The 23,188-nt window shown below is 71.3% G+C and carries 20 protein-coding genes; 10 read left to right on the top strand and 10 right to left on the bottom strand.

Features of this window, described 5'->3' with window-relative positions:
- Window positions 1-245: 245 nt before the first annotated feature.
- Window positions 246-1,385, bottom strand: a complete 1,140-nt coding sequence (locus ISP_RS13645) for a sugar ABC transporter substrate-binding protein (RefSeq protein WP_013224453.1) — start codon at window positions 1,383-1,385, stop codon at window positions 246-248.
- A gap of 547 nt (window positions 1,386-1,932) precedes the next feature.
- Complete coding sequence (locus tag ISP_RS13640; protein WP_013224452.1) at window positions 1,933-3,669, bottom strand: DEAD/DEAH box helicase; 1,737 nt, start codon at window positions 3,667-3,669, stop codon at window positions 1,933-1,935.
- A 244-nt stretch (window positions 3,670-3,913) separates the two neighbouring features.
- Between ISP_RS13640 and ISP_RS13635 the strand changes: the two genes are divergently transcribed.
- Together ISP_RS13635 and ISP_RS13630 are read left to right on the top strand one after the other, a co-directional pair.
- Window positions 3,914-5,068 (top strand): YihY/virulence factor BrkB family protein, encoded by a 1,155-nt coding sequence (locus ISP_RS13635; RefSeq protein ID WP_013224451.1) that lies wholly within the window; start codon window positions 3,914-3,916, stop codon window positions 5,066-5,068.
- A gap of 96 nt (window positions 5,069-5,164) precedes the next feature.
- On the top strand, window positions 5,165-8,305 hold the full coding sequence (locus tag ISP_RS13630) for an efflux RND transporter permease subunit (RefSeq protein WP_013224450.1): 3,141 nt from the start codon (window positions 5,165-5,167) through the stop codon (window positions 8,303-8,305).
- Window positions 8,306-8,432: 127 nt separating this feature from the next.
- Here the strand turns inward: ISP_RS13630 and ISP_RS13625 are convergent, their stop codons facing one another.
- Together ISP_RS13625 and ISP_RS13620 are read right to left on the bottom strand one after the other, a co-directional pair.
- A complete protein-coding gene (locus ISP_RS13625) occupies window positions 8,433-9,269 on the bottom strand; it encodes a hypothetical protein (RefSeq protein ID WP_014466844.1) in 837 nt (278 codons plus the stop codon).
- 178 nt (window positions 9,270-9,447) lie between these two features.
- Window positions 9,448-9,690, bottom strand: a complete 243-nt coding sequence (locus ISP_RS13620; RefSeq protein ID WP_034284335.1) for a DUF3039 domain-containing protein — start codon at window positions 9,688-9,690, stop codon at window positions 9,448-9,450.
- A gap of 69 nt (window positions 9,691-9,759) precedes the next feature.
- Here ISP_RS13620 and ISP_RS13615 point away from each other — a divergent pair, with 69 nt between their 5' ends.
- Genes ISP_RS13615 through ISP_RS13600 form a run of 4 tightly spaced genes read left to right on the top strand, consistent with a single transcriptional unit; the run spans window position 9,760 to window position 12,946 of the window.
- A complete protein-coding gene (locus ISP_RS13615; protein WP_013224447.1) occupies window positions 9,760-10,545 on the top strand; it encodes a sporulation protein in 786 nt (261 codons plus the stop codon).
- Complete coding sequence (locus tag ISP_RS13610) at window positions 10,545-11,162, top strand: HD domain-containing protein (protein ID WP_013224446.1); 618 nt, start codon at window positions 10,545-10,547, stop codon at window positions 11,160-11,162. Before ISP_RS13615 ends, ISP_RS13610 begins: the two co-directional genes overlap by 1 nt.
- Before the next feature lie 9 nt (window positions 11,163-11,171).
- Window positions 11,172-12,077, top strand: a complete 906-nt coding sequence (locus ISP_RS13605; RefSeq protein WP_013224445.1) for a pseudouridine-5'-phosphate glycosidase — start codon at window positions 11,172-11,174, stop codon at window positions 12,075-12,077.
- On the top strand, window positions 12,074-12,946 hold the full coding sequence (locus tag ISP_RS13600) for a carbohydrate kinase family protein (protein ID WP_014466843.1): 873 nt from the start codon (window positions 12,074-12,076) through the stop codon (window positions 12,944-12,946). Before ISP_RS13605 ends, ISP_RS13600 begins: the two co-directional genes overlap by 4 nt.
- A 17-nt stretch (window positions 12,947-12,963) precedes the next feature.
- On the opposite strand, the gene ISP_RS13595 is transcribed toward ISP_RS13600, so the two are convergent.
- Both ISP_RS13595 and ISP_RS13590 read right to left on the bottom strand, forming a co-directional pair.
- Window positions 12,964-13,278, bottom strand: coding sequence for a DUF3099 domain-containing protein (locus ISP_RS13595; RefSeq protein ID WP_013224443.1), 315 nt, complete (start codon window positions 13,276-13,278; stop codon window positions 12,964-12,966).
- Window positions 13,279-13,352: 74 nt separating this feature from the next.
- On the bottom strand, window positions 13,353-14,651 hold the full coding sequence (locus ISP_RS13590) for an amidohydrolase (protein ID WP_013224442.1): 1,299 nt from the start codon (window positions 14,649-14,651) through the stop codon (window positions 13,353-13,355).
- A gap of 28 nt (window positions 14,652-14,679) precedes the next feature.
- On the opposite strand from ISP_RS13590, the gene ISP_RS13585 reads away from it, so the two are divergent.
- The 4 genes from ISP_RS13585 to ISP_RS13570 all read left to right on the top strand — a co-directional run bounded on the left by ISP_RS13585 (window position 14,680) and on the right by ISP_RS13570 (window position 20,283).
- Window positions 14,680-16,182 (top strand): DUF7782 domain-containing protein, encoded by a 1,503-nt coding sequence (locus ISP_RS13585; RefSeq protein WP_176742165.1) that lies wholly within the window; start codon window positions 14,680-14,682, stop codon window positions 16,180-16,182.
- The gene (gene dtd, locus ISP_RS13580; protein ID WP_013224440.1) at window positions 16,179-16,604 is read left to right on the top strand and encodes a D-aminoacyl-tRNA deacylase; all 426 of its coding nucleotides are present in this window, start codon (window positions 16,179-16,181) and stop codon (window positions 16,602-16,604) included. Before ISP_RS13585 ends, dtd begins: the two co-directional genes overlap by 4 nt.
- A gap of 344 nt (window positions 16,605-16,948) precedes the next feature.
- Window positions 16,949-17,980 carry a sigma-70 family RNA polymerase sigma factor gene (locus ISP_RS13575; protein WP_013224439.1) on the top strand — a complete coding sequence of 344 codons (1,032 nt, stop codon included), beginning with the start codon at window positions 16,949-16,951 and terminating at the stop codon, window positions 17,978-17,980.
- Between the two features lie 644 nt (window positions 17,981-18,624).
- Window positions 18,625-20,283, top strand: coding sequence for a fumarate hydratase (locus ISP_RS13570; RefSeq protein WP_013224438.1), 1,659 nt, complete (start codon window positions 18,625-18,627; stop codon window positions 20,281-20,283).
- Window positions 20,284-20,331: 48 nt separating this feature from the next.
- On the opposite strand, the gene ISP_RS13565 is transcribed toward ISP_RS13570, so the two are convergent.
- From ISP_RS13565 to ISP_RS13550, 4 genes are all read right to left on the bottom strand, one after another.
- Window positions 20,332-21,003, bottom strand: a complete 672-nt coding sequence (locus ISP_RS13565; RefSeq protein WP_013224437.1) for an RlpA-like double-psi beta-barrel domain-containing protein — start codon at window positions 21,001-21,003, stop codon at window positions 20,332-20,334.
- A gap of 203 nt (window positions 21,004-21,206) precedes the next feature.
- The gene (locus tag ISP_RS13560) at window positions 21,207-21,698 is read right to left on the bottom strand and encodes a hypothetical protein (RefSeq protein WP_013224436.1); all 492 of its coding nucleotides are present in this window, start codon (window positions 21,696-21,698) and stop codon (window positions 21,207-21,209) included.
- A gap of 120 nt (window positions 21,699-21,818) precedes the next feature.
- On the bottom strand, window positions 21,819-22,346 hold the full coding sequence (locus ISP_RS13555; RefSeq protein WP_230468776.1) for a hypothetical protein: 528 nt from the start codon (window positions 22,344-22,346) through the stop codon (window positions 21,819-21,821).
- Window positions 22,347-22,386: 40 nt separating this feature from the next.
- Window positions 22,387-23,148: a GntR family transcriptional regulator gene (locus tag ISP_RS13550; RefSeq protein ID WP_013224434.1), complete on the bottom strand. Its 762-nt coding sequence runs from the start codon at window positions 23,146-23,148 to the stop codon at window positions 22,387-22,389.
- Window positions 23,149-23,188 lie beyond the last annotated feature (40 nt).

Below are 23,188 nucleotides of genomic sequence, written 5' to 3'. Positions count from 1 at the left end.
CGCCGATAAAATCTGTGCCCGGGCCTCTTCACCTCCTGAAGGGTCCCCTCCCGGTTGCGGTTTGCCCGGGGGCGGGCCGGGGGCCGCCGCGCGCGGGGGGGGGGCGCGCCCCGCCCCGGCTGTTCATGGGGTACTGCGCCGTTCGGTACCGATCCGACCACAGCCACGGCCGAATCGACCCGTAGCAACGGTTACGTTCCGCTCGGGCGGCGGCCTACTTTTGGCCGGATCGGTACCCGGGGGGCTCAGGAGATGCCGAGCGAGGTGCACTTGGCGGCGAGGTCGCCACCGCAGATCTCGGCCGCCTTCACGTAGCCCTGGGTCACGACGGTCTTGATGTCCTTCGCCAGGATCGTCGTCGGCGTGAGCAGCACCGACTTGATGTCGCGGTTGCCCTTCGGGTCGTGCAGCGTGCCCTTGGCGATGGCGTCGGCGCCGGCCTTGTCGCCCTTGGCCAGCGCGGCGGCCAGCTTCGCGGTCGCCTCGGCCTCTTCCTTGATCGGCTTGAACACGGTCATGTACTGGTCGCCGCGCATGACCGCCATCAGGCCGTCGGCGGTGGCGTCCTGGCCGGTGACCGGGACCTTGCCGTTGAGGCCGTTCTTCTTGAGGATGGTGATGACCGCGCCGGCCAGGCCGTCGTTCGCCGCGACGACGCCGTCGACCTTGCCGCCGTTGGCGGTGAAGATCTGCTCGAACGTCGTGCCGCCGAGCTGGTTGTCCCAGTCGTTGATCGGCTGCTTCTGGATCCGCTTCAGCGTGCCCGCCGAGAACAGCGGCTCGAGGACCGAGTCCTGGCCCTTGGTGAACAGCGTGGCGTTGTTGTCGGTCGGGGCGCCCTCGATCTGGACGACACCCGCTCCGGCCTTGTCCTTCAGCGCGTCGGCCATGGCCTGACCCTGGAGCTGGCCGACCTTCTCGTTGTCGAACGAGACGTAGTACTCGGCGCTGCCGCCGAGGCTCGGGCGGTCGTAGTCGATGACCGGGATGCCCGCGGCCTTCGCCTTGGACTCGACCGCGGCACCGACGGCCGGGTCGGACGGGGCGATGATCAGGGCCTTGACGCCGGAGCTGATGAAGCCGTCGGCCAGCGTGGTGAACTTCTGGGCGTCGCCCTGGGCGTTCTGGACGTCGGCGTCGAAGCCCTGCGCCGCGAGGGCGGCCTGCAGCATCGGCTTGTCGAAGGCCTCCCAGCGAGCCGAGCTGGCGGTCTCCGGCAGGATGACGCCGACCTTGCCGTTGGCGCCACCACCGGCGGCCGGGGCGGACGAGGAAGCGGAGTTGCTCCCCGTGCCCCCGCTGTTCGAACTGTTGGTGCCACAGGCGGTCAGCGCCAGGCCGGCGCTCACCGTCGCGGCGAGGAGGGTAAGGGTTCTGCTGCGCATCCTCGTTCCTTCCGGATCCAAGCATTGGTGACGAGTGGCCGTCGGCGTGTGCTTCGGGCCCGCGGGACGGTGATCCGGGGAGGCCCGGCGCACCATCGCGCATATGTTGTGGGCGACAACATATGCCGCTGAGCGGCTGCGGGGAAGATAGCTGGATCGATTAAATGACACCAATTGGACACGGTTCGGCAACACGGGCTGAACCTCGCCCGGAAAGAGTAGATCCGCTGACGATGTGATCGCCAGCACTCACGGTAAGTTACATCGATGTTTCATGAGGGCGCCGGGTTGCTCCGGTCGTGTGCACCGAGCGCAAGCCGTGGCCGATCCACCGCTCGCCGGCGCGATTGGTCGCCGACTTGCGAAATCGGGGCGATGAGGTGCCCGGGAGGCCCATCCGGCGGGGGACCGAGGGGCAGCCCGCTCGTGACAGCGGGATACACAGCGTCACAGTCCTGGCCGTGGAGTGATCCCGCCCCGCCGGAGACGGACGGTGATCACCGGAACTTCAGCCTGCCGGGCGACAGGGCACCGGAACCGGCCGACCTCACCAGGACCGCAGCGTGACGATCCGCTCTTCGAGCTGCTCGACGGTCGCCATGGCGGTCACCGGGCCGCCGCAGACCCGCCGCAGCTCGTTGTGGATCGCGCCGTGCGGCTTCTTCGTCCGGTGGTGGTACATCCCCACCAGCGCGTTCAGCTCCTTGCGCAACGCACCGAGCCGCTCGCTGACCGACTGCGGGCGGGCCGTCGGCGGCGGGGCTTCCTCCTTGGCCGGCTTGCGGCGCTTCTCGTCGGCGATCTGCTCTTCCTGCCGCTTCCGCAGCAGCGCCCGCACCTGGTCCGGCTCCAGCAGTCCCGGCAAGCCCAGGTACTCCTGCTCTTCGTCCGAGCCGGAGAACACCGCCGTGCCGAACGAGTTGCCGTCGTAGATGACCTGGTCGAGCTCGGCCGAGGCGCCCAGCGAGGTGAACGCCTTCTCCTCCTCGCCCGGCTCGTCCTCGGTGCGGTTGGCCTGGGCCAGGAGCTCGTCCTCCCAGCCTTCCTTCTCCCGGTGCGGCTTGCCGAGCACGTGGTCGCGCTGGGCCTCCAGCTCGCTGGCCAGCTCCAGCAGCACCGGCACCGACGGCAGGAACACGCTCGCCGTCTCGCCCTTCTTGCGCGCCCGCACGTACCGGCCGATCGCCTGGGCGAAGAACAACGGGGTCGACGCGCTCGTCGCGTACACGCCCACCGCCAGCCGCGGGACGTCGACGCCTTCGGAGACCATCCGGACCGCCACGATCCAGCGCTCGTTCGTCTCCGAGAACTCCTTGATCCGCCCCGAGGCCTTCGGGTCGTCCGACAGGACCAGCGTCGGCATCTCCCCGGAGAGGCGTTCCAGGATCTTCGCGTACGCCCGCGCCGACTCCTGGTCGGTCGCGATCACCAGGCCACCGGCGTCCGGGACGCTCTGGCGGACCTGCGACAGCCGCGTGTCGGCGGCCTGCAGCACCGCCGGGATCCACTCGCCCGCCGGGTCGAGCGCCGTGCGCCAGGCCCGGGCGTTCTGCTCCGCGGTCAGCGGCTCGCCGAGCCGGGCGGTGAACTCCTCCCCCGCGCTCGTGCGCCAGGAGGCCTCGCCCGAATACGCCAGGAAGACGACCGGCCGGACCACGCCGTCGGCCAGCGCGTCCGCGTAGCCGTACGAATGGTCGGCCTTGCTGCGCTGGAAGCCGCCCGCGTCCGGCTCGTACGTCACGAACGGGATGGCCGAGTCGTCGGACCGGAACGGGGTGCCGGTCAGCGACAGCCGCCGCACGGCCGGGGTGAACGCCTCGCGGATCGCGTCGCCCCAGGACTTCGCGTCGCCGCCGTGGTGGATCTCGTCGAGGATGACCAGCGTCTTGCGGTTCTCCGTGCGCACCCGGTGCAGCGTCGGGTGCGCCGCGACCTGCGCGTACGTCAGCGCGACGCCGTTGTAGTCGGACGAGGTGACGCCGGTGGTGTTGCGGAAGTTCGAGTCGATGGCGATGCCGGCCGCCGCGGCCGAGGCCGCCCACTGGTGCTTGAGGTGCTCGGTCGGGGTGACGATGGTGACCGCTTCGATCGTGCGGTCGCTGAGCAGCTCCGCGGCGATCCGCAGGCCGAACACCGTCTTGCCGGCCCCCGGCGTCGCCACCGCGAGGAAGTCCTTGGGCTTGCGCGTCAGGTACTTGGTGAGCGCCCGCCGCTGCCACGCCCGCAGCGGGCGCGCGGTCGAGTCCTTCTCCGCGGGAGGCGCCCCGAGCTGCGTCTCCGTCATCGCCGGTCCTCCCCCTCGCTCAACTGCCTCGACTGCCTCAAGTGCTGTGACGTGCGAAAACCCTCACTGTGGTACCGACTTCTGCGGCATTGACCGGTCGGCGACTGCGGTGAGGGCACTGGGGCGAGTCTACCGGCCGGGTCCGACAGTTCCCGGCACCGGCACGGGTGACGTTCGCCGACACGCCCGGCCGCAGGGGGTGTGACGAGCCAAATCAGCACGGATGGACCATGCTGGACACGTCATGGGTGAGGTGCAGCCGTCCGCAGCGACGAAGGTGGCCCGCAAGGGGCCGTGGCGGCTCGTCACGCGCACGTTCGCCAAGGCCTGGGAAGGCAACATCTTCTCCGAGGCCGCCGAGGCGGCCTTCTGGCAGACGCTGTCGCTGCCGCCGCTGCTGCTCGGCCTGCTGGGCAGCCTGGGCTTCGTCGGCGAGTGGTTCGGGCAGGACGTGGTCGCCGCGGTGCACGACCGGATCATCGGCTTCTGCCGGACGGTCTTCAGCGCCAACGCCGTGCACGACATCATCGAACCGACCGTGAACAGCATCCTCACCGTCGGCAAGGGCGAGATCGTGTCGGTCGGTTTCCTCATCTCGCTCTGGGCGGGTTCGTCGGCGATGTCGTCGTTCGTGGACGCGATCACCGTCGCCCACGACCAGTACGGCGTCCGCAACGACGTCTGGCAGCGGATCTTCGCGCTCCTGCTCTACCTGTGCGGCCTGGTGATCCTGGTGGTCGGGCTGCCGCTGCTGGCGATCGGCCCGGACCTGCTGCCGGAGTTCTTCCCGACCGCGTGGCGCCCGACCGTGACGTCGTGGGTGAGCGCGCTGTACTTCCCGGCCCTCGGGGCGATGATCACCCTCGCGCTGACCACGTTGTACAAGCTCGCGCTGCCGCGGAAGCTGCCGTGGCACCGCGGGCTGCCGGGCGCGGTGCTCGCCATGGTCGTGTTCCTGCTCTCCTCGGTCGGCCTGCGCGTCTACCTGAACTGGATCACCAAGACCGGCTACACCTACGGCGCGCTGGCCGCGCCGATCGCGTTCCTGCTGCTGATGTTCTTCATCGGGCTGGCCGTGGTCGGCGGCGCGTACTTCAACAGCGCGATCCAGGAACTGTGGCCGGCCAAGGCGACGCGGCGGCAGCGGCGCAAGTGGCGGCGGCTCGAGATGGAACGCGCCTCCGAGCGGCTGCGCACGGAGGAGGGCCGCAAGCTGTGGGACCGCTCGACCACGCCGCTGCGGCGCCCGCACGCCGAAGACGTCACCGACAACGGTCACGAGGCGTCCGAGGCGTCCGAAGAGGACGGCTCGTCACCGAGCGCGCCGGAACCGGCACCCAGCGCAGCTCGGGGTCGCGGGTCCACCGAAGGGACGACCCGGAATCCACCCTCAGACTGAGTCGTTCTCAGCAACGACGTGAAAGGCTCAGCGCGCCGTTGACGCCGGCGGGGGCCACTGTGCCTTCTACGTCATTCTCTAGGGGGTTTTCACGTCATGTCCGTGCTGGCCAGACTGAGCCTGCGCAACCGGAGCCTGATCGGCCTGCTCGCGCTGGTCATCGTCGGCTTCGGTGCCTTCGCGCTGCCGCAGCTCAAACAACAGCTGTTCCCGTCCCTGCAGTTCCCGCAGGCGCAGATCGTCACCGCGTACCCGGGGGCGTCGCCGGACGCGGTCGACCGGCAGGTCTCCGAGCCGCTGGAAGGCGGGCTCCAGGGGCTGAAGGGCCTCGAGCAGGTCACTTCGACGTCGTCGGACGGGGTTTCGCGGGTCGTCGCGCAGTTCGAGTTCGGCACGGACATCGACGCCGCCGTCTCGCAGATCCAGCAGGTGGTGAACCAGGTCCGGGCGCGGCTGCCGCAGAACAGCGAGCCCGCCGTGTCCGCGGGCAGCACCGACGACCTGCCGGTGGCGCTGGTCGCCGCGGGCACCACCGGGGACCCGCAGGCGCTCGCGCCCGCGCTGACCGACCAGGTCGCACCGGAGCTGCGGAAGATCGAGGGCGTCCGCACCGTCACCGTCACCGGCGTGCGCCAGCCGCGCGTCACCATCACGCTCGACTACGCGAAGCTCGCCGCGGCGGGTGTCGACCCGTCGTCGATCGCGACCACGCTGCAGACGGCGGGGGCCGCGGTACCGGCGGGGACGCTGACCGAAAACGGCAAGACGCTGTCGGTGCAGGTCGGCGGCGGCCAGACCACTGTGGACAGTCTGCGCAACCTCTACCTGACCCCGAGTGCCACCGCGCGGGCGGGCGCCCCGGCCCGGGGTCCGGTGAAGCTGGGTGACGTCGCCGACGTCCAGGCCGGGTTCGCGCCGCCGACGTCGATCACGCGCACCAACGGCAAGCCGAGCCTCGGCCTCTCGATCACCATGGTGGAGAACGGGAACGCCGTCGCGATCTCCCAGGCGGTCCGGGACAAGCTGCCGGATCTGGCGAAGAAGACCGGCGCCGAGATGAGCGTCGTGTTCGACCAGGGCACCCCGGTGAAGGACGCGATCAGCGGCCTGACCACCGAAGGCCTGCTGGGGCTGGCGTTCGCCGTGCTCGTCATCCTGCTGTTCCTGCTGTCGGTGCGCTCGACGCTGGTGACCGCGGTGTCGATCCCGCTGTCGGTGGTCGTCGCGCTGCTGGCGCTGTGGACCGGCGACCTGTCGCTCAACCTGCTCACCCTCGGCGCGCTGACCATCGCGATCGGCCGGGTGGTCGACGACTCGATCGTCGTGCTGGAGAACATCAAACGACATCTCGCTTACGGCGAGGAGAAGCAGCGCGCGGTGCTCGACGGCGTCCGCGAGGTGGCCGGCGCGGTCACTTCGTCCACGCTGACGACCGTCGCGGTGTTCCTGCCGATCGCGTTCGTCGGCGGGTTCGTCGGCGAGCTGTTCTCGCCCTTCGCGATCACCGTGACGGTGGCGCTGCTGGCCTCGCTGCTCGTGTCGCTGACCGTGGTTCCCGTACTCGCGTTCTGGTTCCTGAAGCCACCGGCCGTCCCGGCGGACGCCGTCGAGGCCGAGCGGGCGCGCGAAGCCGCCGTCGAGAAGGAGCGCCGCAGCCTCCTGCAGCGCGCCTACCTGCCGGTGATCCGGTTCGCGACGCGGCGGCGGCTGACGGTCGTGCTGCTGGCCCTGCTGATCTTCGCCGGCACGGTCGGGCTCGCGACGCGGCTCAACACCAACTTCCTCGACCAGTCCGGCGGCACCACGCTGAACATGACGCAGAAGCTGCCCGCGGGCACCAGCGTCGACGCCAAGGAGAAGGCGGCCACGGCGGTTGAGCAGGCTCTCGCGGCCGAGCCCGCGGTGCGGACCTACCAGGTCAGCATCGGCGGCGGCGGGACGTTCGGCTTCGGCGGCGGGACCAACACGGGCATCTCGGTCACCGTCGCGAAGGACACCGACCTCGACGCCCTGTCGGACCGGCTGCGGTCGAAGCTGACTTCGCGCCCGGAGCTGGGCGAGATCAAGATCGGCGCGGACGCGTCCGGGTTCAACTCCGACCAGGTCTCGGTGACGGTGACCGCGCCGTCGGAGGCCGCGCTGAAGCCGGCGTCCGACCAGGTGGCGCAGGCACTGCGCGGGGTGTCCGGGCTGACCGAGGTTTCGAGCGACCTGAGCGTCGGCTCGCCGCGGGTGCAGGTCGAGGTGGACGACGCCGCGGCCGCGGCGCGCGGGCTGTCGGCGAGCACCATCGGGCAGATCGCCAACCAGGCGATCGCCGGGCGCACCGTGACGCAGCTGCCGGTCGACGGGCAGCGCACGGACGTCGTGCTGCGCGCCGGAACGGCCCCGGTCACGGTCGACCAGGTGAAGGGCCTGCCGATCCCGGGCCCGGGCGGCGTCGTCCGGCTCGACGAGGTGGCCAAGGTGTCCACTGTGGACGGCCCGGCGTCGGTGCACCGCACCGGCGGCGACCTGAGCACCACGGTGACCGCGAAGAACACCGGTGCCGACCTGACCAAGACCACCGCGGACATCAAGTCCAAACTGGACGGTCTGACGTTCACCGGCGGGGCGGCCTACTCACTCGGCGGCGTCAGCCAGGATCAGCAGGACGCGTTCTCGAACCTGTTCCTGGCGCTGCTCGCGGCCATCGCGATCGTGTTCCTGATCATGGTGGCGACGTTCCGGAGCCTGATCCAGCCGCTGATCCTGCTCGTGTCGATCCCGTTCGCGGCGACCGGCGCGATCGGGCTGCTGCTGGCCACCGGCACCGCGCTCGGCCTGCCGTCGCTGATCGGCATGCTGATGCTGGTCGGCATCGTCGTGACCAACGCGATCGTGCTGATCGACCTGATCAACCAGTACCGCGCCGAGGGGATGAGCGTCGCCGACGCCGTCACCGAAGGCGGCCGGCGCCGGCTGCGGCCGATCCTGATGACCGCGGCGGCGACGATCTTCGCGCTGGTCCCGATGGCGCTGGGCATCACCGGCCAGGGCGGGTTCATCGGCCAGCCCCTGGCCATCGTGGTGATCGGCGGCCTGGTCAGCTCGACGCTGCTGACCCTGGTCCTGGTCCCGACCCTCTACACGATGGTCGAGACCCGCAAGGAACGCCGCAAGGCCCGCCGCGAAGCCCGCCGCACCCCGGCCCAGGCCCCGGAATCGGAGTCCCTGGACCCCGCCCCGACCGCCTGAACGGACGACACGCGTACCTGGGCGGACGACACGCGTACGCAGATGGACGACACGCCGGACCATCCCAGGTCCGGCGTGTCGTCCGTTCGGATACGCATGTTCGCCGTCTGGGTACGCGTGTTCGCCGTTACTGGCGGAAGCGGTAGGTCTTGCTGTCCCAGAGGATGCAGATGCTCGGGGCCATGACCACCACGCGGAGGGTGTTGTCGCGCTCGTCGAAGTCGAGGCCCTCGACCTCGAACGTTCCGCTGCAGCCGCTGCGGAGCGGGAGCTGGCCGAGTGAGGTGACGTGGGCGGTGACGTCCGAACCGGAGAGCGGGCCGGCCAGGTCGACCTGCAGCAGCGGCTTCGTGGTGCCGAAGAGGCTGCCGTCCGGGTCGTCGGACGCGCAGAGCAGGCGGGTCGCGGTCTGGAAGTCGCAGCCCTGGACGTCGCGGACCGGGTGGTCGAGGCGGATCGCCGCCGCGTACGGCAGGTTCTGCGCCGGGTTCGTCGCCACCACGCCGGGCATCGGGTGCACCAGGAGCCGGTCCATCGTGCCCCACTCCCCCGCCACCAGCCAGCGCGCGTCGGGCGACACCGCGGCGAAGGAGTTGTTGTTCGCTTCCCACGACTCGAGGTTGTGCTGGTAGTTCGCCCACGAGCCGTCCGGGGCCTGGACGCGGAAGAGCTTCGCGCCGCGGTCGTCACGCTGGTAGGGCTCGACGTACCAACCCTGGGCCGAGCCAGGGTCGCCGACGTGGTTCCAGCCCTGCGAGTTCAGGTCGGCCGGGATCGTGCCGACCCCGGTGTAGCGGATCGTGGTGCCCGAGGGGCGCACGATGGTGGCGAGGCCCTGGCTCTCGTCGAGGGCGCGGGCGTTGTCGGAGCCGACCTCCGTCCAGCCGGTGACCGCCTGGGCCAGCGCGGGCGAGACCACGGCGAGCAGGGCGACGAGGGTGAGCACAATCCCGGTTCTGCGCATGTGCGACTCCGGTGGGTGAGGGAACCTGGCACGGAGGATTTACCAGCACTCCCGCACCCGGCACACCCGCCGAATGAAGGTTTTTCACGTTTGTTCGGCTATCTGTCCGTTTCCGGCAGTGCCGAATCAAGACGCCAGAAAGCCCCGGCGGGCTCACCCGCCGGGGTTCAGGCCGGGCTCACTTACCCGGACGGAGACTGTCGTAGATCTCCTTGCAGGCCGGGCAGACCGGCGACCCGGGCTTCGGCGACTTCGTCACCGGGAAGACCTCGCCGCACAGCGCCACCACGTGAGTGCCCATGACCGCGCTCTCGGCGATCTTGTTCTTCTTCACGTAGTGGAACATCTTCGGGGTGTCGTCGTCGGTGGTGTCCGTGCCCTCGGGCGTGGTTTCCGGCTTCGTCAGCGTCTCGGTGCTCACCCGTCCCATTGTGCCCGAGTCCCGCCGAACCTCCCGCGATCGGCCCCCCGGCCTGGCAGGATCGGCCGCATGTTCCAGAAGGTGCTCGCCACGTTCGGCTCGGGCGGGGCGCGGATCGACGCCCGCCTGCTGGACTCCACCGCCGCCCCCGGCCGCCCGCTGCGCGGCGAGGTGCTGCTGCTCGGCGGCGAGGTCGACCAGGAGATCAAGGGGCTCGCCGTGACGCTGCTGGCCCGCGTCGGGGTGCCCGGCGACCGGACCGAAGACCTCCCGTTCGAGACCCGGCAGCTGGTCGGCGGCGAAGTCATCCGGGCCGGGCAGCAGATCCGGGTGCCGTTCGAGGTGCCGCTGCCCTGGGAGACGCCGGTGACCAGCGTCTACGCCAAGCCGCTGGCCGGCATGGCCGTCGGCGTCCGGGCCGAGCTCGACCTGGCCGCCGCGGTCAGCGACCCGTTCGACGCCGACGCCGTCGCGATCGAGCCGCTCCCGGCGCAGAAGCGGATCCTCGACGCGCTGAGCCGGCTCGGCTTCACCTTCCGCGAAGCGGTTCTCGAGCAGGGCCGGGTCGACGGCGCCCGCCAGCAGCTGCCGTTCTTCCAGGAGATCCGCTTCACGCCTTCACCGCGCTTCGCCGGCGTCTTCTCGCAGGTCGCGGTCACCTTCCTGACGTCGGCCGAGCGCACCGACGTCGTGCTGGAGGTCACCAAGCGGGTCCGCGTGAGCAAGACCGGCGGCTTCGGCGGCCGCGGCCAGGACTTCCTCGGGATGTTCACCGTGCAGCCGGACGTGCGGTGGGAGCAGCAGCTCGAGGACTGGCTCGACCAGGTGGCGCGCCCGCGCGGGATCTTCGACTGATGCAGTGGCCCGACGCGGTCGCCGCGCTCGGCGGCACGTCCGCTGCCTGGCCGCGGCTCGAAGCCCGGTACGCCGAGCCCCACCGCCGCTACCACACGCTCACCCACGCGGCCGCCGTCGCGCGCGACTCCGCCTGGCTGGCGGACGGCCTCGCGGAAACCGACCGCGCGATCCTCGCCATCGCGGCCTGGACGCACGACGTCGTCTACGACGCGAAGCCCGGCGAAGACGAACGCGCCAGCGCCGCCTGGGCCCGCAAAGCCCTCGACGGAGTGGCCGAAGCGCATGTCGAGCGCGTCGAAGGCCTGATCCTCGCCACGATCGGGCACGACGCACCGCCGGACGACCTGCTGGCCACCGCCCTCCTCGACGCCGATCTCGCCATCCTCGGAGCGTCCGAAGCGCAGTACGCGGTGTACGCCCGCGGAGTGCGCGAGGAGTACGCGAAGTACCCCGACGACGTCTGGCGCGAAGGGCGCATCGCCGTCCTCGAGCGCATGCTGTCCCGGCCGCTCTACCGCAGTGAAACCGCACGGACACGCTGGGCGAGCGCCGCCGAAAAGAACCTGACCGCCGAGCTGACCCACTGGCGCCGCGCGCGGGGCGATCACCGATGATGGTCTCTCGTGACTACCGCACTCTCGCTGCACGAAGAGGTCGCCTCGGCGCTGCGTGACGGGCACCCCGTCGTCGCGCTGGAGAGCACCATCCTGTCCCACGGCCTGCCGCCGGGCCGCAACCTCGACGTCGCCCGCCGTCTCGAAGGCGTGGTCCGCGACGGCGGCGCCGTCCCGGCCACGATCGCGGTGCTCGACGGGCGGGTCGTCGTCGGCCTCTCCCCCGCCGAGCTCGAGCGCGTCTGCGCCCCGGACGCCGGGCTGGACAAGCTTTCGCTGCGCGACCTCGGCCCGGCCGTCGGCCTCGGCCGCTCAGGCGCGACGACCGTGGCGAGCACGTCGGCGCTGGCCGCGGCGGCCGGGATCGGGATGTTCGCCACCGGCGGGCTCGGCGGCGTGCACGTCGGCGCCGCGCAGAGCTGGGACGTCTCGGCGGACCTCGGCGTGCTGGCGAAGGTGCCCACCGTGGTCGTCTGCTCCGGGGTGAAGTCGGTGCTCGACATCCCGGCCACCCTCGAGGTCCTCGAGACGAACTCGGTGCCGGTGCTGGGCTACCGCACCGACGACTTCCCGGCGTTCTACCTGCGCTCGTCGGGCCACCCGGTCGGCTGGCGGGTCGACGACCCGAAGCGGGCCGCCGCCGTGATCGACGCGCACCGCGCCTACGCGAAGTCCGGTGTCCTGCTGGCAAACCCGATCCCGGAAGCGTCCGAAATGGACAAAGAACTGCACGACCGGCTGCTCGCCGAGGGCCTCGCGCTCGTCGAAGAGCGGGACGTGCACGGCGCGGACGTCACGCCGGTGCTGCTGGAACACTTCCACACCGCGAGCGGCGGCGTGAGCATCGACGCGAACGAAGCGCTGGTGCTGAACAACGCCAAGCTGGCCGCCGAGGTCGCGGTGGCGCTGGTATGAGTGGGATCGTGGTGGTCGGCGACGCGGCCCTCGACGTGATCGCGCGGCACGACAAGCCGTTGCCGCACGGCGGCGACGCCCGCGCGAAGATCCGGTTCACCGGCGGCGGCGCCGGCGCCAACACGGCGCTGTGGCTGCGGCACCTCGGCGCGGAGACGACGCTGCTCGCCCGGATCGGCGACGACCCGGGTGGGCGGCTCATCCGGGCCGAACTGGAGGCGGCGGGCGTGCGGTGCGCGTTCTCCGTCGACCCCGAGGCGCCGACCTGCTGCGTCGTCGTCATGGTCGACGGGTCCGGGCAGCGCAGCATGCTGGCCGATCGCGGTGCGAACCAGCGCTTCGCGCCCGAGGACGTCACCCCGGAGGCGCTGTCCGGGGCGAGCCACCTGCACCTGTCCGGCTACGTGCTGCTCGACCCGCCGTCGCGCGCCGCCGGTCTCGCCGCACTGGCCGCGGCGAAGGAGGCGGGGTTGACGACGTCGGTCGACCCGCAAGCCGCCGCGCACATCACCGACCCGGCCGCGTTCTTGGCCGACGTCCGCGGGATCGACCTGCTGATGCCGAACACCGAAGAGCTGGTCGCGCTGACCGGTTCGGCCGACCCGGCGTCGGCGAAGGAACTGCTCGGCACGGTCGGCGCGGTGGTCGTCACCGCCGGGCTGGCGGGGGCCAGCTGGGTCGACGCGGGCGGCGTCACGAGCGTGCCCGCGGTCGAGGCGGACTGCGTCGACTCGACCGGCGCGGGCGACGCCTTCGACGCGGGCGTGCTCACCGGCTGGCTGGCCGGGGAGTCCACTGTGGACGTCCTGCGGCACGGGACGCGGCTGGGTGCGCTCGCCGTCGGGAAGGTGGGCCCCCAGCCGATCTGACGCAGCCGGGCTGAGCCTCAGCCGTCGATGACGCGGTGGGTGGTGCTTTCGATCGCCTTCGCCTCGGGCTGGTAGGTCGAGACGTGCTCGGACTTGCGGGGCGGGCGGTCGTTGGCGATCAGCACCGCGATCCACGGCAGCGGCACCGAGATCGCCAGGAAGCCCAGCGCCAGCCACCACACGTGGTAGGTCAGCCCGGCCGCGATCAGGCACGGGATGCGGCAGACCATCATGATCACGTACTTGCGTTTGCGCGTGGCGAGCTGCTGTTCGTACGACGGGGCCGCCCCGGTGATCAGCACCGGGTCCGAGTCGTTGGCGGGCATGGTCACTGCACCACCTCCGCTGTCCATCGTCCCACTTGCGCGGTTCATCCGACACCGGGGTTACGCATCTTGCCCGGAAGTCATTGGGGGGTCCAGGGGGGCTTGCCCCCCGGCTGGGGTTTGGGGCTCGGCCCCAAAGAGCTCAGAGCGGCCACGACGAGGGTTTCGATGCCGGTGCGCAGCGTCGGGTGCAGCACCGGGGCGAAGCGCGGCGAGTGGTTGGACGGGATGTCGCGCTCGAACCGGCCGTCGGTCATCGCGGTGATCACCGTCTGCGGGTCGTAGCCGCCGACCAGCCAGAACACCGAGGGCACGCCGGCCGCGCGGCCGAACTCGCTGAAGTCCTCGCTGCCGGTGACCAGCGGGGCGGGCAGCACGATGTCGGCGCCGAAGCGGGCCCGGAAGAGCTCGGTGAGCGCCTCGTTGGCGGCTTCGTCGTTTTCGGTGATCGGGTACGCGCCGGTCCGTTCGATGTCCGGCGGCTTCGGCGCCCCGGCCGTGGCCGCCTCGCCGTGGACGATCCGCTCGACCGCGGCCAGCACCCGCTCGCGCACGGCCTGGTCGAAGGACCGGACGTTGACCTCCAGCACGGCGTCGTCGGCGATCACGTTGCTCGCGGTGCCCACGTGCAGCGAACCGACCGTGACCACGGCCGATTCGGTGGCGGCGATCTCGCGCGACACGATCGTCTGCAGCTTGAGCACCACGGAAGCGGCCAGCACGGCCGGGTCGACGGTGGTCTCCGGGCGCGAGCCGTGCCCGCCGCGGCCGTGGAGGGTGACGCGCAGCGTGTCGGTGGCGGCCATGATCACGCCGGGCCGGGTGAGCACCCAGCCGGCCGGGCCGGGGACCAGGTGCTGCCCGAACACGACGTCGGGCTTGCCCGCGATGTCGAACAGGCCGTCGCGGACCATCGCCACGGCCCCGCCCGCGCCCTCCTCCCCCGGCTGGAACACCACCAGCAGCGTGCCGGCCCAGGTGTCGCGGCCCTTCGCGAGCAGCGCGGCGGCGCCGGCGAGCCAGGTGGCGTGCATGTCGTGCCCGCAGGCGTGCATGACGGGGACGTCGTTGCCGTGCTCGTCGGTGCCGCGGGCCGTGCTGGCGTAGGACAGCCCGGTCTTCTCCTCGACCGGCAGCGCGTCGATGTCGGCGCGCAGCAGCACGGTGGGCCCCTCGCCGTTGCGCAGCACGCCCAGCACGCCGGTGCCGGCGATGCCGGTGTGCACCTCGTAGCCGTCACCCTCCAGCCGCCGGGCCAGCTCCGCCGCCGTCCGGGTCTCGGCGAAGGACAGCTCCGGGTGCCGGTGGAGGTCGATGTACAGCGCTTCCAGTTCGGGCAGCGCCGCGTCGAGCGGGGCGAGGACGCGTTCAAGGGTCACGGGGGCCATCGTGGCAGCATTACCCACCGTGAGCACGCGAAGTGGATTGTCCGACCTGTCCGACGACGTCTGCGCGCGGCTGCGCGAGGCCTTCCGGCGCACCGCCTACGACGCCGACGGGGTGGTGGCCGCCCTCGGCGGGGCCGCGCACGCGGCGCTGGGCCGCGGCGAGCCGGTGCCCGCCGAACGCGCGAGCCGGGACGCGGGCGACCTCGGCACGCTGATCCGGCTGTTCCTGCTGGGCGGCACCGAGCCGGAGACCGCCGTCAAGGCCGCCTTCGCGCCGCTCGCGCCCGAGGACGCCGTCTCCGCCGGCGTGCTGTCGGCGGCCGACGGCGGCTACCGGGCCGCGCTGGACATCCGGCCGCACGGCGACGAAGAGGGTTCCTGGTGGGTCGTGTCCGACCTCGACGCCGACGTGCTCGGCACCACCGTGCCCGAGGACCACGTGCTCGGCGTCGGTCACGCGTCGCTGTCGCTGATCCGCGCGACGAGCCGCCGCCCGGTCGGCACGCTGCTCGACCTGGGCACCGGCAACGGCGTGCAGGCGCTGCACGCCACCCGGCACGCCGAGCGCGTCACCGCGACCGACGTCTCCGCGCGGGCCCTCGCCCTGGCCGCGGCGACCTTCCGGCTGAACGAGCTGGACGTCGAACTCGTCCGCGGGGAGTGGTTCGCACCGGTCGCGCGGCGGAAGTTCGACCAGGTCGTCTGCAATCCGCCGTTCGTGGTGGGCCCGGCCCGCGTCGACTACACCTACCGCGACTCCGGGCTGGCCGGCGACGACGCGAGCGCGCTGGTCGTGCGCCAGCTGCCGGGTTTCCTGAACGACGGCGGCACCGGGCACCTGCTCGCGTCCTGGCTGCACACCTCCCGCGAGGACTGGGCCGACCGGGTGAGCCGCTGGCTGCCCGCGGAGACCGACGCGTGGTTCGTCCAGCGGGACGTCGCCGATCCGGCGCTCTACGTCGGCACGTGGCTGCGGGACGCGGGTCTCGACCCGCGCTCGCCCGAGGGCCGGGCGAAGGCGGCGGCGTGGCTCGACTGGTTCGCCGCCAACGACGTCCGGGGCATCGGGTTCGGGTTCGTCACACTGCGGCGGGCGTCCGGGCGGACCCCCACCGTCGTCTGCGAGGACCTGCGGCAGGCCTACGACGACCCGCTGGGCCCGGAAGCGGCGGGCTGGCTGGACCGGGTGCACTGGCTGCGCGAATCGGGTGATTCGCTGCTCGATGTCCGGTTCGTGGTGCCCGACGCGGTTTTGCTCGAAAGCGTCGAGGAACCCGGTGACGAAGGCTGGGCGACGACCGTCCGGCGGCTGCACCGCACCGACGGGCCGGGCTGGCAGCACGAGGTCGACGAGCTGGCGACCCGGCTGCTCGCGGGCTGCCGCGGTGCGCTGCCGCTGGAGGACCTGATCGAGCTCCTCGCGGCCGCGCAAGGCCTGTCCTCGACGGAGCTGGCGGCCGCCGCGCTGCCCGTCGTCCGGGAGCTCGTCCGGCACGGCATGCTCGTCCCGGCGGACCGGTGAGGGCGGTCGCGGCCCGCGTCACGCGGGCGGACGTGACCGTCGACGGCGCGGTCGCCGGGGCGATCACCGAGCCGGGTTTGCTTGTGCTGCTGGGAATTCACGTCGGCGACGACGCCGCGAAGGCCGCCACGATGGCTCGCAAACTGCACGAACTGCGGGTGCTGCGCGACGAGGAATCATGCGCCACGGCGAATGCCCCGCTGCTCGTGGTGAGCCAGTTCACGCTCTACGGCGACACGAAGAAAGGGCGGCGGCCGTCGTGGACGCAGGCCGCCCGGCCGGAGGTCGCGGAGCCGTTGGTGGACGCCGTCGTGGCCGAGCTGCGCGGTCGCGGGGCCACGGTGGCGACGGGCCGTTTCGGGGCCATGATGGCGGTCTCCAGCGTGAACGACGGTCCGTTCACGGTTCTCGTAGAGGTCTAGACCATCCAGAAAAGACACTGCGGCGCGCAGCGCCTCCGTTGCGGGTGGCGGCGGGGGCATGGATGGACCGGTTCAGTTTCTGACCGGATTCATATGGAATTCTCAGGTTCCCCGGTCACGGAACGTTCTCAGCAAAAGCTCAGCATTGGTTCAGCAACCGGATCGCTCCCGCATCCGTCTTCTCCTATGACGAGCCGGGAACGTTTTGGGAACCCGGAGCGTTGTGCCAGATGTCCAGCCAAGCCGGCCGGACCGGCGTACCGGGATCCACAGGCCCCGATGCGCGGGTACGCACCCGGTGGACGACCGCAGCAGCACGTTCAGCCCGTGACCGGGGAGGCAGAATGTCAGTCCAGACTCTCGAACGCGAGTCGCGCGGGATTCGCGAGCGTATCCCGGCTCAGACGACCGAGGAGCCGTCGATGAGCCTGGGGGCGCTCACCGACGCCGACCTCGACGCCCAGAGCCCCGCCGCCGACCTCGTGCGTGTCTACCTCAACGGTATCGGCAAGACGGCCCTGCTGTCCGCGGCCGACGAGGTCGAGCTGGCCAAGCGCATCGAAGCCGGCGTGTTCGCCCAGCACATGCTGGACACCGGGGAGAACCTCACCACCAAGCGCCGCACCGAGCTGGCCGCGCTGGTCCGCGACGGCCACGTGGCCAAGAACCACCTGCTGGAGGCCAACCTCCGCCTCGTGGTCTCGCTCGCCAAGCGCTACACCGGCCGGGGCATGCCGCTGCTGGACCTGATCCAGGAGGGGAACCTGGGTCTGATCCGCGCGGTGGAGAAGTTCGACTACTCCAAGGGGTTCAAGTTCTCGACCTACGCCACCTGGTGGATCCGGCAGGCCATCACCCGGGGCATGGCCGACCAGGGCCGCACCATCCGGCTGCCTGTCCACCTGGTGGAACAGGTCAACAAGCTGGCCCGCATCAAGCGCGACCTGCACCAGCAGCTCGGCCGCGACGCGACGCACGAGGAGCTGGCGGCCGAGTCGGGCATCCCGGCGCACAAGATCTCGGACCTGCTCGACCACTCGCGTGACCCGGTAAGCCTGGACATGCCGGTCGGCACCGAGGAGGACGCCCCGCTGGGCGACTTCATCGAGGACTCCGAGGCCACCGACGCCGAGAGCGCCGTGATCTCGGGCCTGCTGCAGGACGACCTGCGCCGTGTCCTGGCGACGCTGGACGACCGCGAGCAGCACGTGATCCGCCTGCGCTACGGCCTCGACGACGGCCAGCCGCGCACGCTCGACCAGATCGGCAAGCACTTCGGGCTGTCCCGCGAGCGCGTCCGCCAGATCGAGCGCGAGGTCATGTCGAAGCTGCGCCAGGGCGAGCGCGCGGACCGGCTCCGCGCCTACGCGAGCTGATCGGTTTCTGGTGTTCGAGGGCGGGTGCGCTGCGCACCCGCCCTCGGTCATTTGCGCAACCCGGTGACCAGGCATTCGGCCAAGCGGGAAAATTTTCCACGAAAACCGGGTTTCACCCCGCGTAGGCCGGGGTAGCAACCCTCCGCCAGCACCCGTTCGGCGGCGTTGACTTATGACCTGCGTCACGACAGCCTCGAAGTGCCGGCGCAGGCCTCGCGACCGGGTGTGCACGCATCCGGGAGCTTTCCCCGGGAGGTCGGGTCCGTCGGGGTGGACCCGGCCTCCCGACCAGCTTCCCCCCAGCTGCAGTGAATGACTCATTCCTGGCGTCGGACGCCAGGAATGAGTCATTCACTGCGCGCTTGCGACCGATCGGCTCGCCGGCCGACCACCCAGACCTCCCCCCACCACCCAGACCTCCCCCACCACCGCGATCCGAAGCCAGAACGCGGACGGTGGCGTCGGGTCAAGGCACGCTTTCCCGCCTTGACGCGGCGCCACCGTCCGTCGTGACAATCCGGCTTCGGGGTGGTGGGACCACGGAAGCCGCGTGGGGTGGCCCACAGTGGCCGGGTGCTTCTGTTCGGTGGCTGCCCTGCCTGCGTAGGGTGGGCGGATCCCGGAGCTGGCAAAGGAGCCTGGCAGTGCCGTCCACCACGTTTCAGCACACCGAAGTCCTCCCGCTGGGCAAGGACACCACCACCGAATACCGGTTGGTCACCGACGAGGGCGTCGAGACCGTCGAGGCCGCCGGGCGGACGTTCCTGAAGATCGCCCCGGAAGCGCTCACCACCCTCGCGCGCACCGCCATCACCGACATCCAGCACCTGTTGCGCACGTCACACCTGCAGCAGCTGCGCGCCATCGTCGATGACCCCGAAGCGAGTGGCAACGACCGGTTCGTCGCCATGGACCTGCTGCGCAACGCCGCCATCTCCGCCGGTGGCGTCCTCCCCATGTGCCAGGACACCGGGACCGCCATCGTCATCGGCAAGCGCGGCGAAGGGGTGCTCACCGGCGGTGACGACGAGCGCGCCCTCTCGCGGGGCATCTTCGACGCCTACCAGCAGCTGAACCTGCGGTACTCGCAGATGGCGCCGGTCAACTTCTGGGACGAGCGCAACACCGGGACCAACCTGCCCGCGCAGATCGAGCTCTACCACAAAGACGGCCAAGCGGACCCGGCCTACGAGTTCCTCTTCATGGCCAAGGGCGGCGGCAGCGCCAACAAGACGTTCCTCTACCAGGAGACCAAGGCTGTCCTGAACCCGAAGCGGCTCGCGCGCTTCCTCGACGAGAAGCTGCGCAGCCTCGGCACCGCCGCCTGCCCGCCCTACCACCTCGCGATCGTCGTCGGCGGGATGTCCGCCGAGTTCAACCTGAAGGTCGCGAAGCTCGCCTCGGCGCGCTACCTCGACACCCTGCCGCAGGAGGGCTCCGACCTCGGCCACGCCTTCCGCGACCCGGACCTCGAGCAGCAGGTGCTGGAGATGACCCGGCAGTTCGGCATCGGCGCGCAGTTCGGCGGCAAGTACTTCTGCCACGACGTCCGCGTCATCCGGCTCCCCCGCCACGGTGCCAGTTGCCCGGTCGGCATCGCCGTCTCCTGCTCCGCCGATCGCCAGGCCAAGGCCAAGATCACCGCCGACGGGGTGTTCATCGAACAGCTCGAGCGCGACCCGGCACGCTTCCTGCCCGACGTCACCGAGGAAGACCTCTCCGACGACGTCGTCGCCGTCGACCTCAACCGGCCGATGGCCGAGATCCGCGCGCAGCTCTCGCAGCTGCCGGTCAAGACACGGCTTTCGCTCACCGGGCCGCTGGTCGTCGCGCGCGACATCGCGCACGCCAAGATCGCCGAGCGCCTCGACGCCGGTGAGGAGATGCCGGGCTACCTGAAGGACCACCCGGTCTACTACGCGGGCCCGGCGAAGACGCCCGAGGGCTACGCGTCCGGTTCGTTCGGCCCGACCACGGCCGGGCGGATGGACTCCTACGTCGAGCAGTTCCAGGCCGCCGGCGGCTCACTCGTCATGCTGGCCAAGGGAAACCGCTCGAAGCAGGTGACCTCCGCGTGCCAGGCGCACGGCGGGTTCTACCTCGGTTCGATCGGCGGCCCGGCGGCGCGGCTCGCGCAGGACTGCATCAAGAAGGTCGACGTCCTCGAGTACGCCGAGCTCGGCATGGAAGCCGTCTGGAAGATCGAGGTCGAGGACTTCCCGGCGTTCATCGTCATCGACGACAAGGGCAACGACTTCTTCGCCAGCACCGGCGATCCGGTGCTGCAGATCAGTTTCCGTTAGCACACAAGGGAAGGGGACACCGGCCCGCCGCCGGTGTCCCCTCCTCCCTCAGCCGACGCGCTCGATCCGCGCGCGCCGGATGAGGAACTTGCCGGGCTCCCGGACCTGTTCGAAGGCCGCGTTGTTGAGCAGCGTGCAGCTGCCCGACACCGAGGTCACCTCGACCGTCGTGGACTTCGAGTTGTCCAGGTTGGTCACCTTGAGCTTCGTCCCGGCCGGGAACTGGTTGCTCGACGCGGCCGGTGCGCCGGCCTCGCCCGAGAGCGTCACGGTCGAACCGGGGCACACGACCTGGCCGGTCGCCGCGCCCGCTCCGGCGGCCGGCTGCTCCTGCTTCTTCTGCTGCCCGGGCGCCTGTGCCTTGCCCGGCGCGTTGCCGGAGTTCCCCGGTGCCGCGGCGGCCTGGCCGTTGTTCGCCGCGACGTTCGCCGTGCAGCCCGCCACCTGCCGCCGCTGCTGGATCAGGTCCACCACGGCCTGCCGGTTGGTGATCCGCGCGGCCGACTGCGCGTCCGGGTTCGCCTGCTGGCCCGCGATGAAGTTCAGGTTGTTCTGCAGCGCGGTGTCGAGTCCAGCGCAGTTCTCCTTGGGCGCCTCGGCCGCGTTGCTCGCGGGACTGCTCAGTGCGATGGCGGTCGCGGTGACGCCGGCGACGCCCAGCAACGCGGCCAGTCCGACGGTCGCCTGCTTGCGGTGCCGGCCACTGCTCAACCGGGGCATGGGGCCCCTCCTCTCTGATCGCCACCTCACTCCGGGACACGGCCGGAGTCACGGCGGCGGTTCAGCGGGAGCCCTGACAATTTTCGACAACTTCGACGATGAGCGGACCACGCGCAGGAGGTGGTCCGGACCACCGGCGGGCGATCGTCCACTGCGGACAGCGCGTGGCTCCCGGGACGGTCTCCCGGGGGTCGCGGCACGGACTACTTGGGCGGCGTGGTCTTCAGCACCACCGTGCGCCGGTCCAGCGGCGCGGCCAGCGCGACCGAGATCACCGGGTACCGGATGTCCATCGTGCACATCCGATTGGTCTGGGCCTTCGTCTCGCTCAGGTTGACGACGACGTGGTCGCCCGTCTGTTCGGCCGCTTCGCCGAGCGCGTGACCGCAGCCGCCTTCCTGGGCGCGGATGTCGAGGACCGTGCCGCCGTTTGACGTCCACACCTCGCGCGGGAACCCGGCGGGCAGCGCGGTCGCGTCGATCTTGTCCGCCGGGACCGGGGTGCTGCCCTCGGGCACGGTCAGCCGGGGCTTGCCGGGCGGGTTGGGCTCGGCCGGCGCCGGGAGCACCGATCCGCTCGGCGACGGCTTCGGCGAAGCCGACACGCTGCCGGCGGGCGCCTCGGGCAGGTTGGTGGGCATGTCCTGGCCGGCGCAGGCCGTCACCATCAGCAGGAGCGCGCCGGTCCCGACCACCTTCGCTGAGTACCTCATGCCCCCAAGACGGAACGGGGGCGCCGCGGGGTTGCACCGGGAAATGGTCTGGGAGGGCGGCCCCGGGCATCCCGGGAACGCCCTCCCAGCGTCCGTGCCGAGTCAGCCCTGGCGGAGGACGACCGTGCGCGTCCCGAGCGGCGCCGCGAGGGCGAGGGGGACCTTGATCTCCTTGATGTAGTCCGGGCACATCTGGCCCTTGGGCGCCGACATCACGGCGACCAGCACGACCACCTGCTGCGCGGTCTGCTCGCCGACGCGCGCCGAGACGCGGCGGCAGCCGCCCTCCTCGGCCTGCAGGATCAGGGTCCGGCCGTCGAGGCTGCGGGTGAGGCTGCGCGGGTAGCCCTCGGGCAGCCCGCGGGCGTCGACCTGCGTCTCGGCGACGACGTCGTCACCGGGCGCGATGCCCTGCGTCGGCCGTCCGACCGTCGGGGACGGCGGCGGGCCGACCGGCGGGGACGATGGCGGGCCGAGCGTGGGCGTCACGGTCCCGGGCACGCTGGTGGACGTGGCAGGCGTCGTAGGTGTGCCGGTGCCCGCCGGGGCGCCGGCGCCGGAATTCGCGGCGCAGGCCGTCGCCGTGAGCAGCAGCAGGCCCGCGCCCAGCAGTTTCACCGTGGTAGGCATACCTGCCAGACGGAGCAGACCCGCGCCGGGTTGCATCGGGTCACCGATGGGCGGCGGCGCGGCCCAGGCGGGTCGTGAAGCTCAGCCGGTCGCCGCGGTAGAGCGACCGCACCCGTTCGAACGGCACTCCGTCCGAGCCCCACGAGATCCGGTGGGTCAGCAGCATCGGCAGCGCCGGGTTCGTCCCGATCAGCAACGCCTCGCGCGGCGTGGCGAGCACCGTTTCGACCCGCTCCTCCGCCCCCGCGGGCTCCACGCCGAGCTGCTCGCTCAACGGTTGCTCCGGGGTGAACACGTCGAGCAGGTCCGGGCACCGCGACGCCAGGAGATATGTCGACTCGAGCCCGACGCGCTCCTCGCCGGCCAGGAGGACCCGCTCGAGGTGGAACACCTCGGCGTCCGACGGCACCTGCAGGTCGGCGCCCAGTGCGCTGCCGGCCACGCGCCGCTCCAGGGTGATCGCGCGGCGGCCCGGCCGGATGTCCGGCCGCCGCCGGCTCTCCGTGGCCAGCGGCTGGACGAGCTTCGGGCCGGCGATGTACGTGCCGCTCCCCTGGCGGCGGCTGAGCCTGCCCTCGAGCACCAGCTCCCCGACCGCCTGCCGTACCGTCGCCCTCGACACTTCGAACCGTTCGCACAATTCCCGTTCCGTGGGCAGTACCGCACCTTCGCCGAGTTCCGCGATCACCGCCAGCAGTTCGACCTTGACCGCGTAGTAACGCGGGACGCGGCCGTGTTCGGGAATCCCGTCGAGGACGGGACCGTCGGCGGACAGGCGGGAATGGCGCGAAGGGGCAGGCACGGAATCGACCCTATTCGGTTCTTCGTCCGCCGTGGTTCGC

It is taken from the genome of Amycolatopsis mediterranei, assembly GCF_026017845.1.
GTDB lineage: Bacteria > Actinomycetota > Actinomycetes > Mycobacteriales > Pseudonocardiaceae > Amycolatopsis > Amycolatopsis mediterranei.
The sequence above is the reverse complement of the archived record's forward strand: the minus strand, read 5'-3'. Positions and strand labels throughout refer to the sequence as shown.

What these genes read in the sequence shown, in the direction of transcription:
- ISP_RS13645 (WP_013224453.1), bottom strand. Translation starts at nt 1,385, where the DNA reads ATGCGCAGCAGAACCCTTACCCTCCTCGCCGCGACGGTGAGCGCCGGC.
- ISP_RS13640 (WP_013224452.1), bottom strand. Translation starts at nt 3,669, where the DNA reads ATGACGGAGACGCAGCTCGGGGCGCCTCCCGCGGAGAAGGACTCGACC.
- ISP_RS13635 (WP_013224451.1), top strand. Translation starts at nt 3,914, where the DNA reads ATGGGTGAGGTGCAGCCGTCCGCAGCGACGAAGGTGGCCCGCAAGGGG.
- ISP_RS13630 (WP_013224450.1), top strand. Translation starts at nt 5,165, where the DNA reads ATGTCCGTGCTGGCCAGACTGAGCCTGCGCAACCGGAGCCTGATCGGC.
- ISP_RS13625 (WP_014466844.1), bottom strand. Translation starts at nt 9,269, where the DNA reads ATGCGCAGAACCGGGATTGTGCTCACCCTCGTCGCCCTGCTCGCCGTG.
- ISP_RS13615 (WP_013224447.1), top strand. Translation starts at nt 9,760, where the DNA reads ATGTTCCAGAAGGTGCTCGCCACGTTCGGCTCGGGCGGGGCGCGGATC.
- ISP_RS13610 (WP_013224446.1), top strand. Translation starts at nt 10,545, where the DNA reads ATGCAGTGGCCCGACGCGGTCGCCGCGCTCGGCGGCACGTCCGCTGCC.
- ISP_RS13600 (WP_014466843.1), top strand. Translation starts at nt 12,074, where the DNA reads ATGAGTGGGATCGTGGTGGTCGGCGACGCGGCCCTCGACGTGATCGCG.
- ISP_RS13575 (WP_013224439.1), top strand. Translation starts at nt 16,949, where the DNA reads ATGTCAGTCCAGACTCTCGAACGCGAGTCGCGCGGGATTCGCGAGCGT.
- ISP_RS13565 (WP_013224437.1), bottom strand. Translation starts at nt 21,003, where the DNA reads ATGCCCCGGTTGAGCAGTGGCCGGCACCGCAAGCAGGCGACCGTCGGA.
- ISP_RS13555 (WP_230468776.1), bottom strand. Translation starts at nt 22,346, where the DNA reads ATGCCTACCACGGTGAAACTGCTGGGCGCGGGCCTGCTGCTGCTCACG.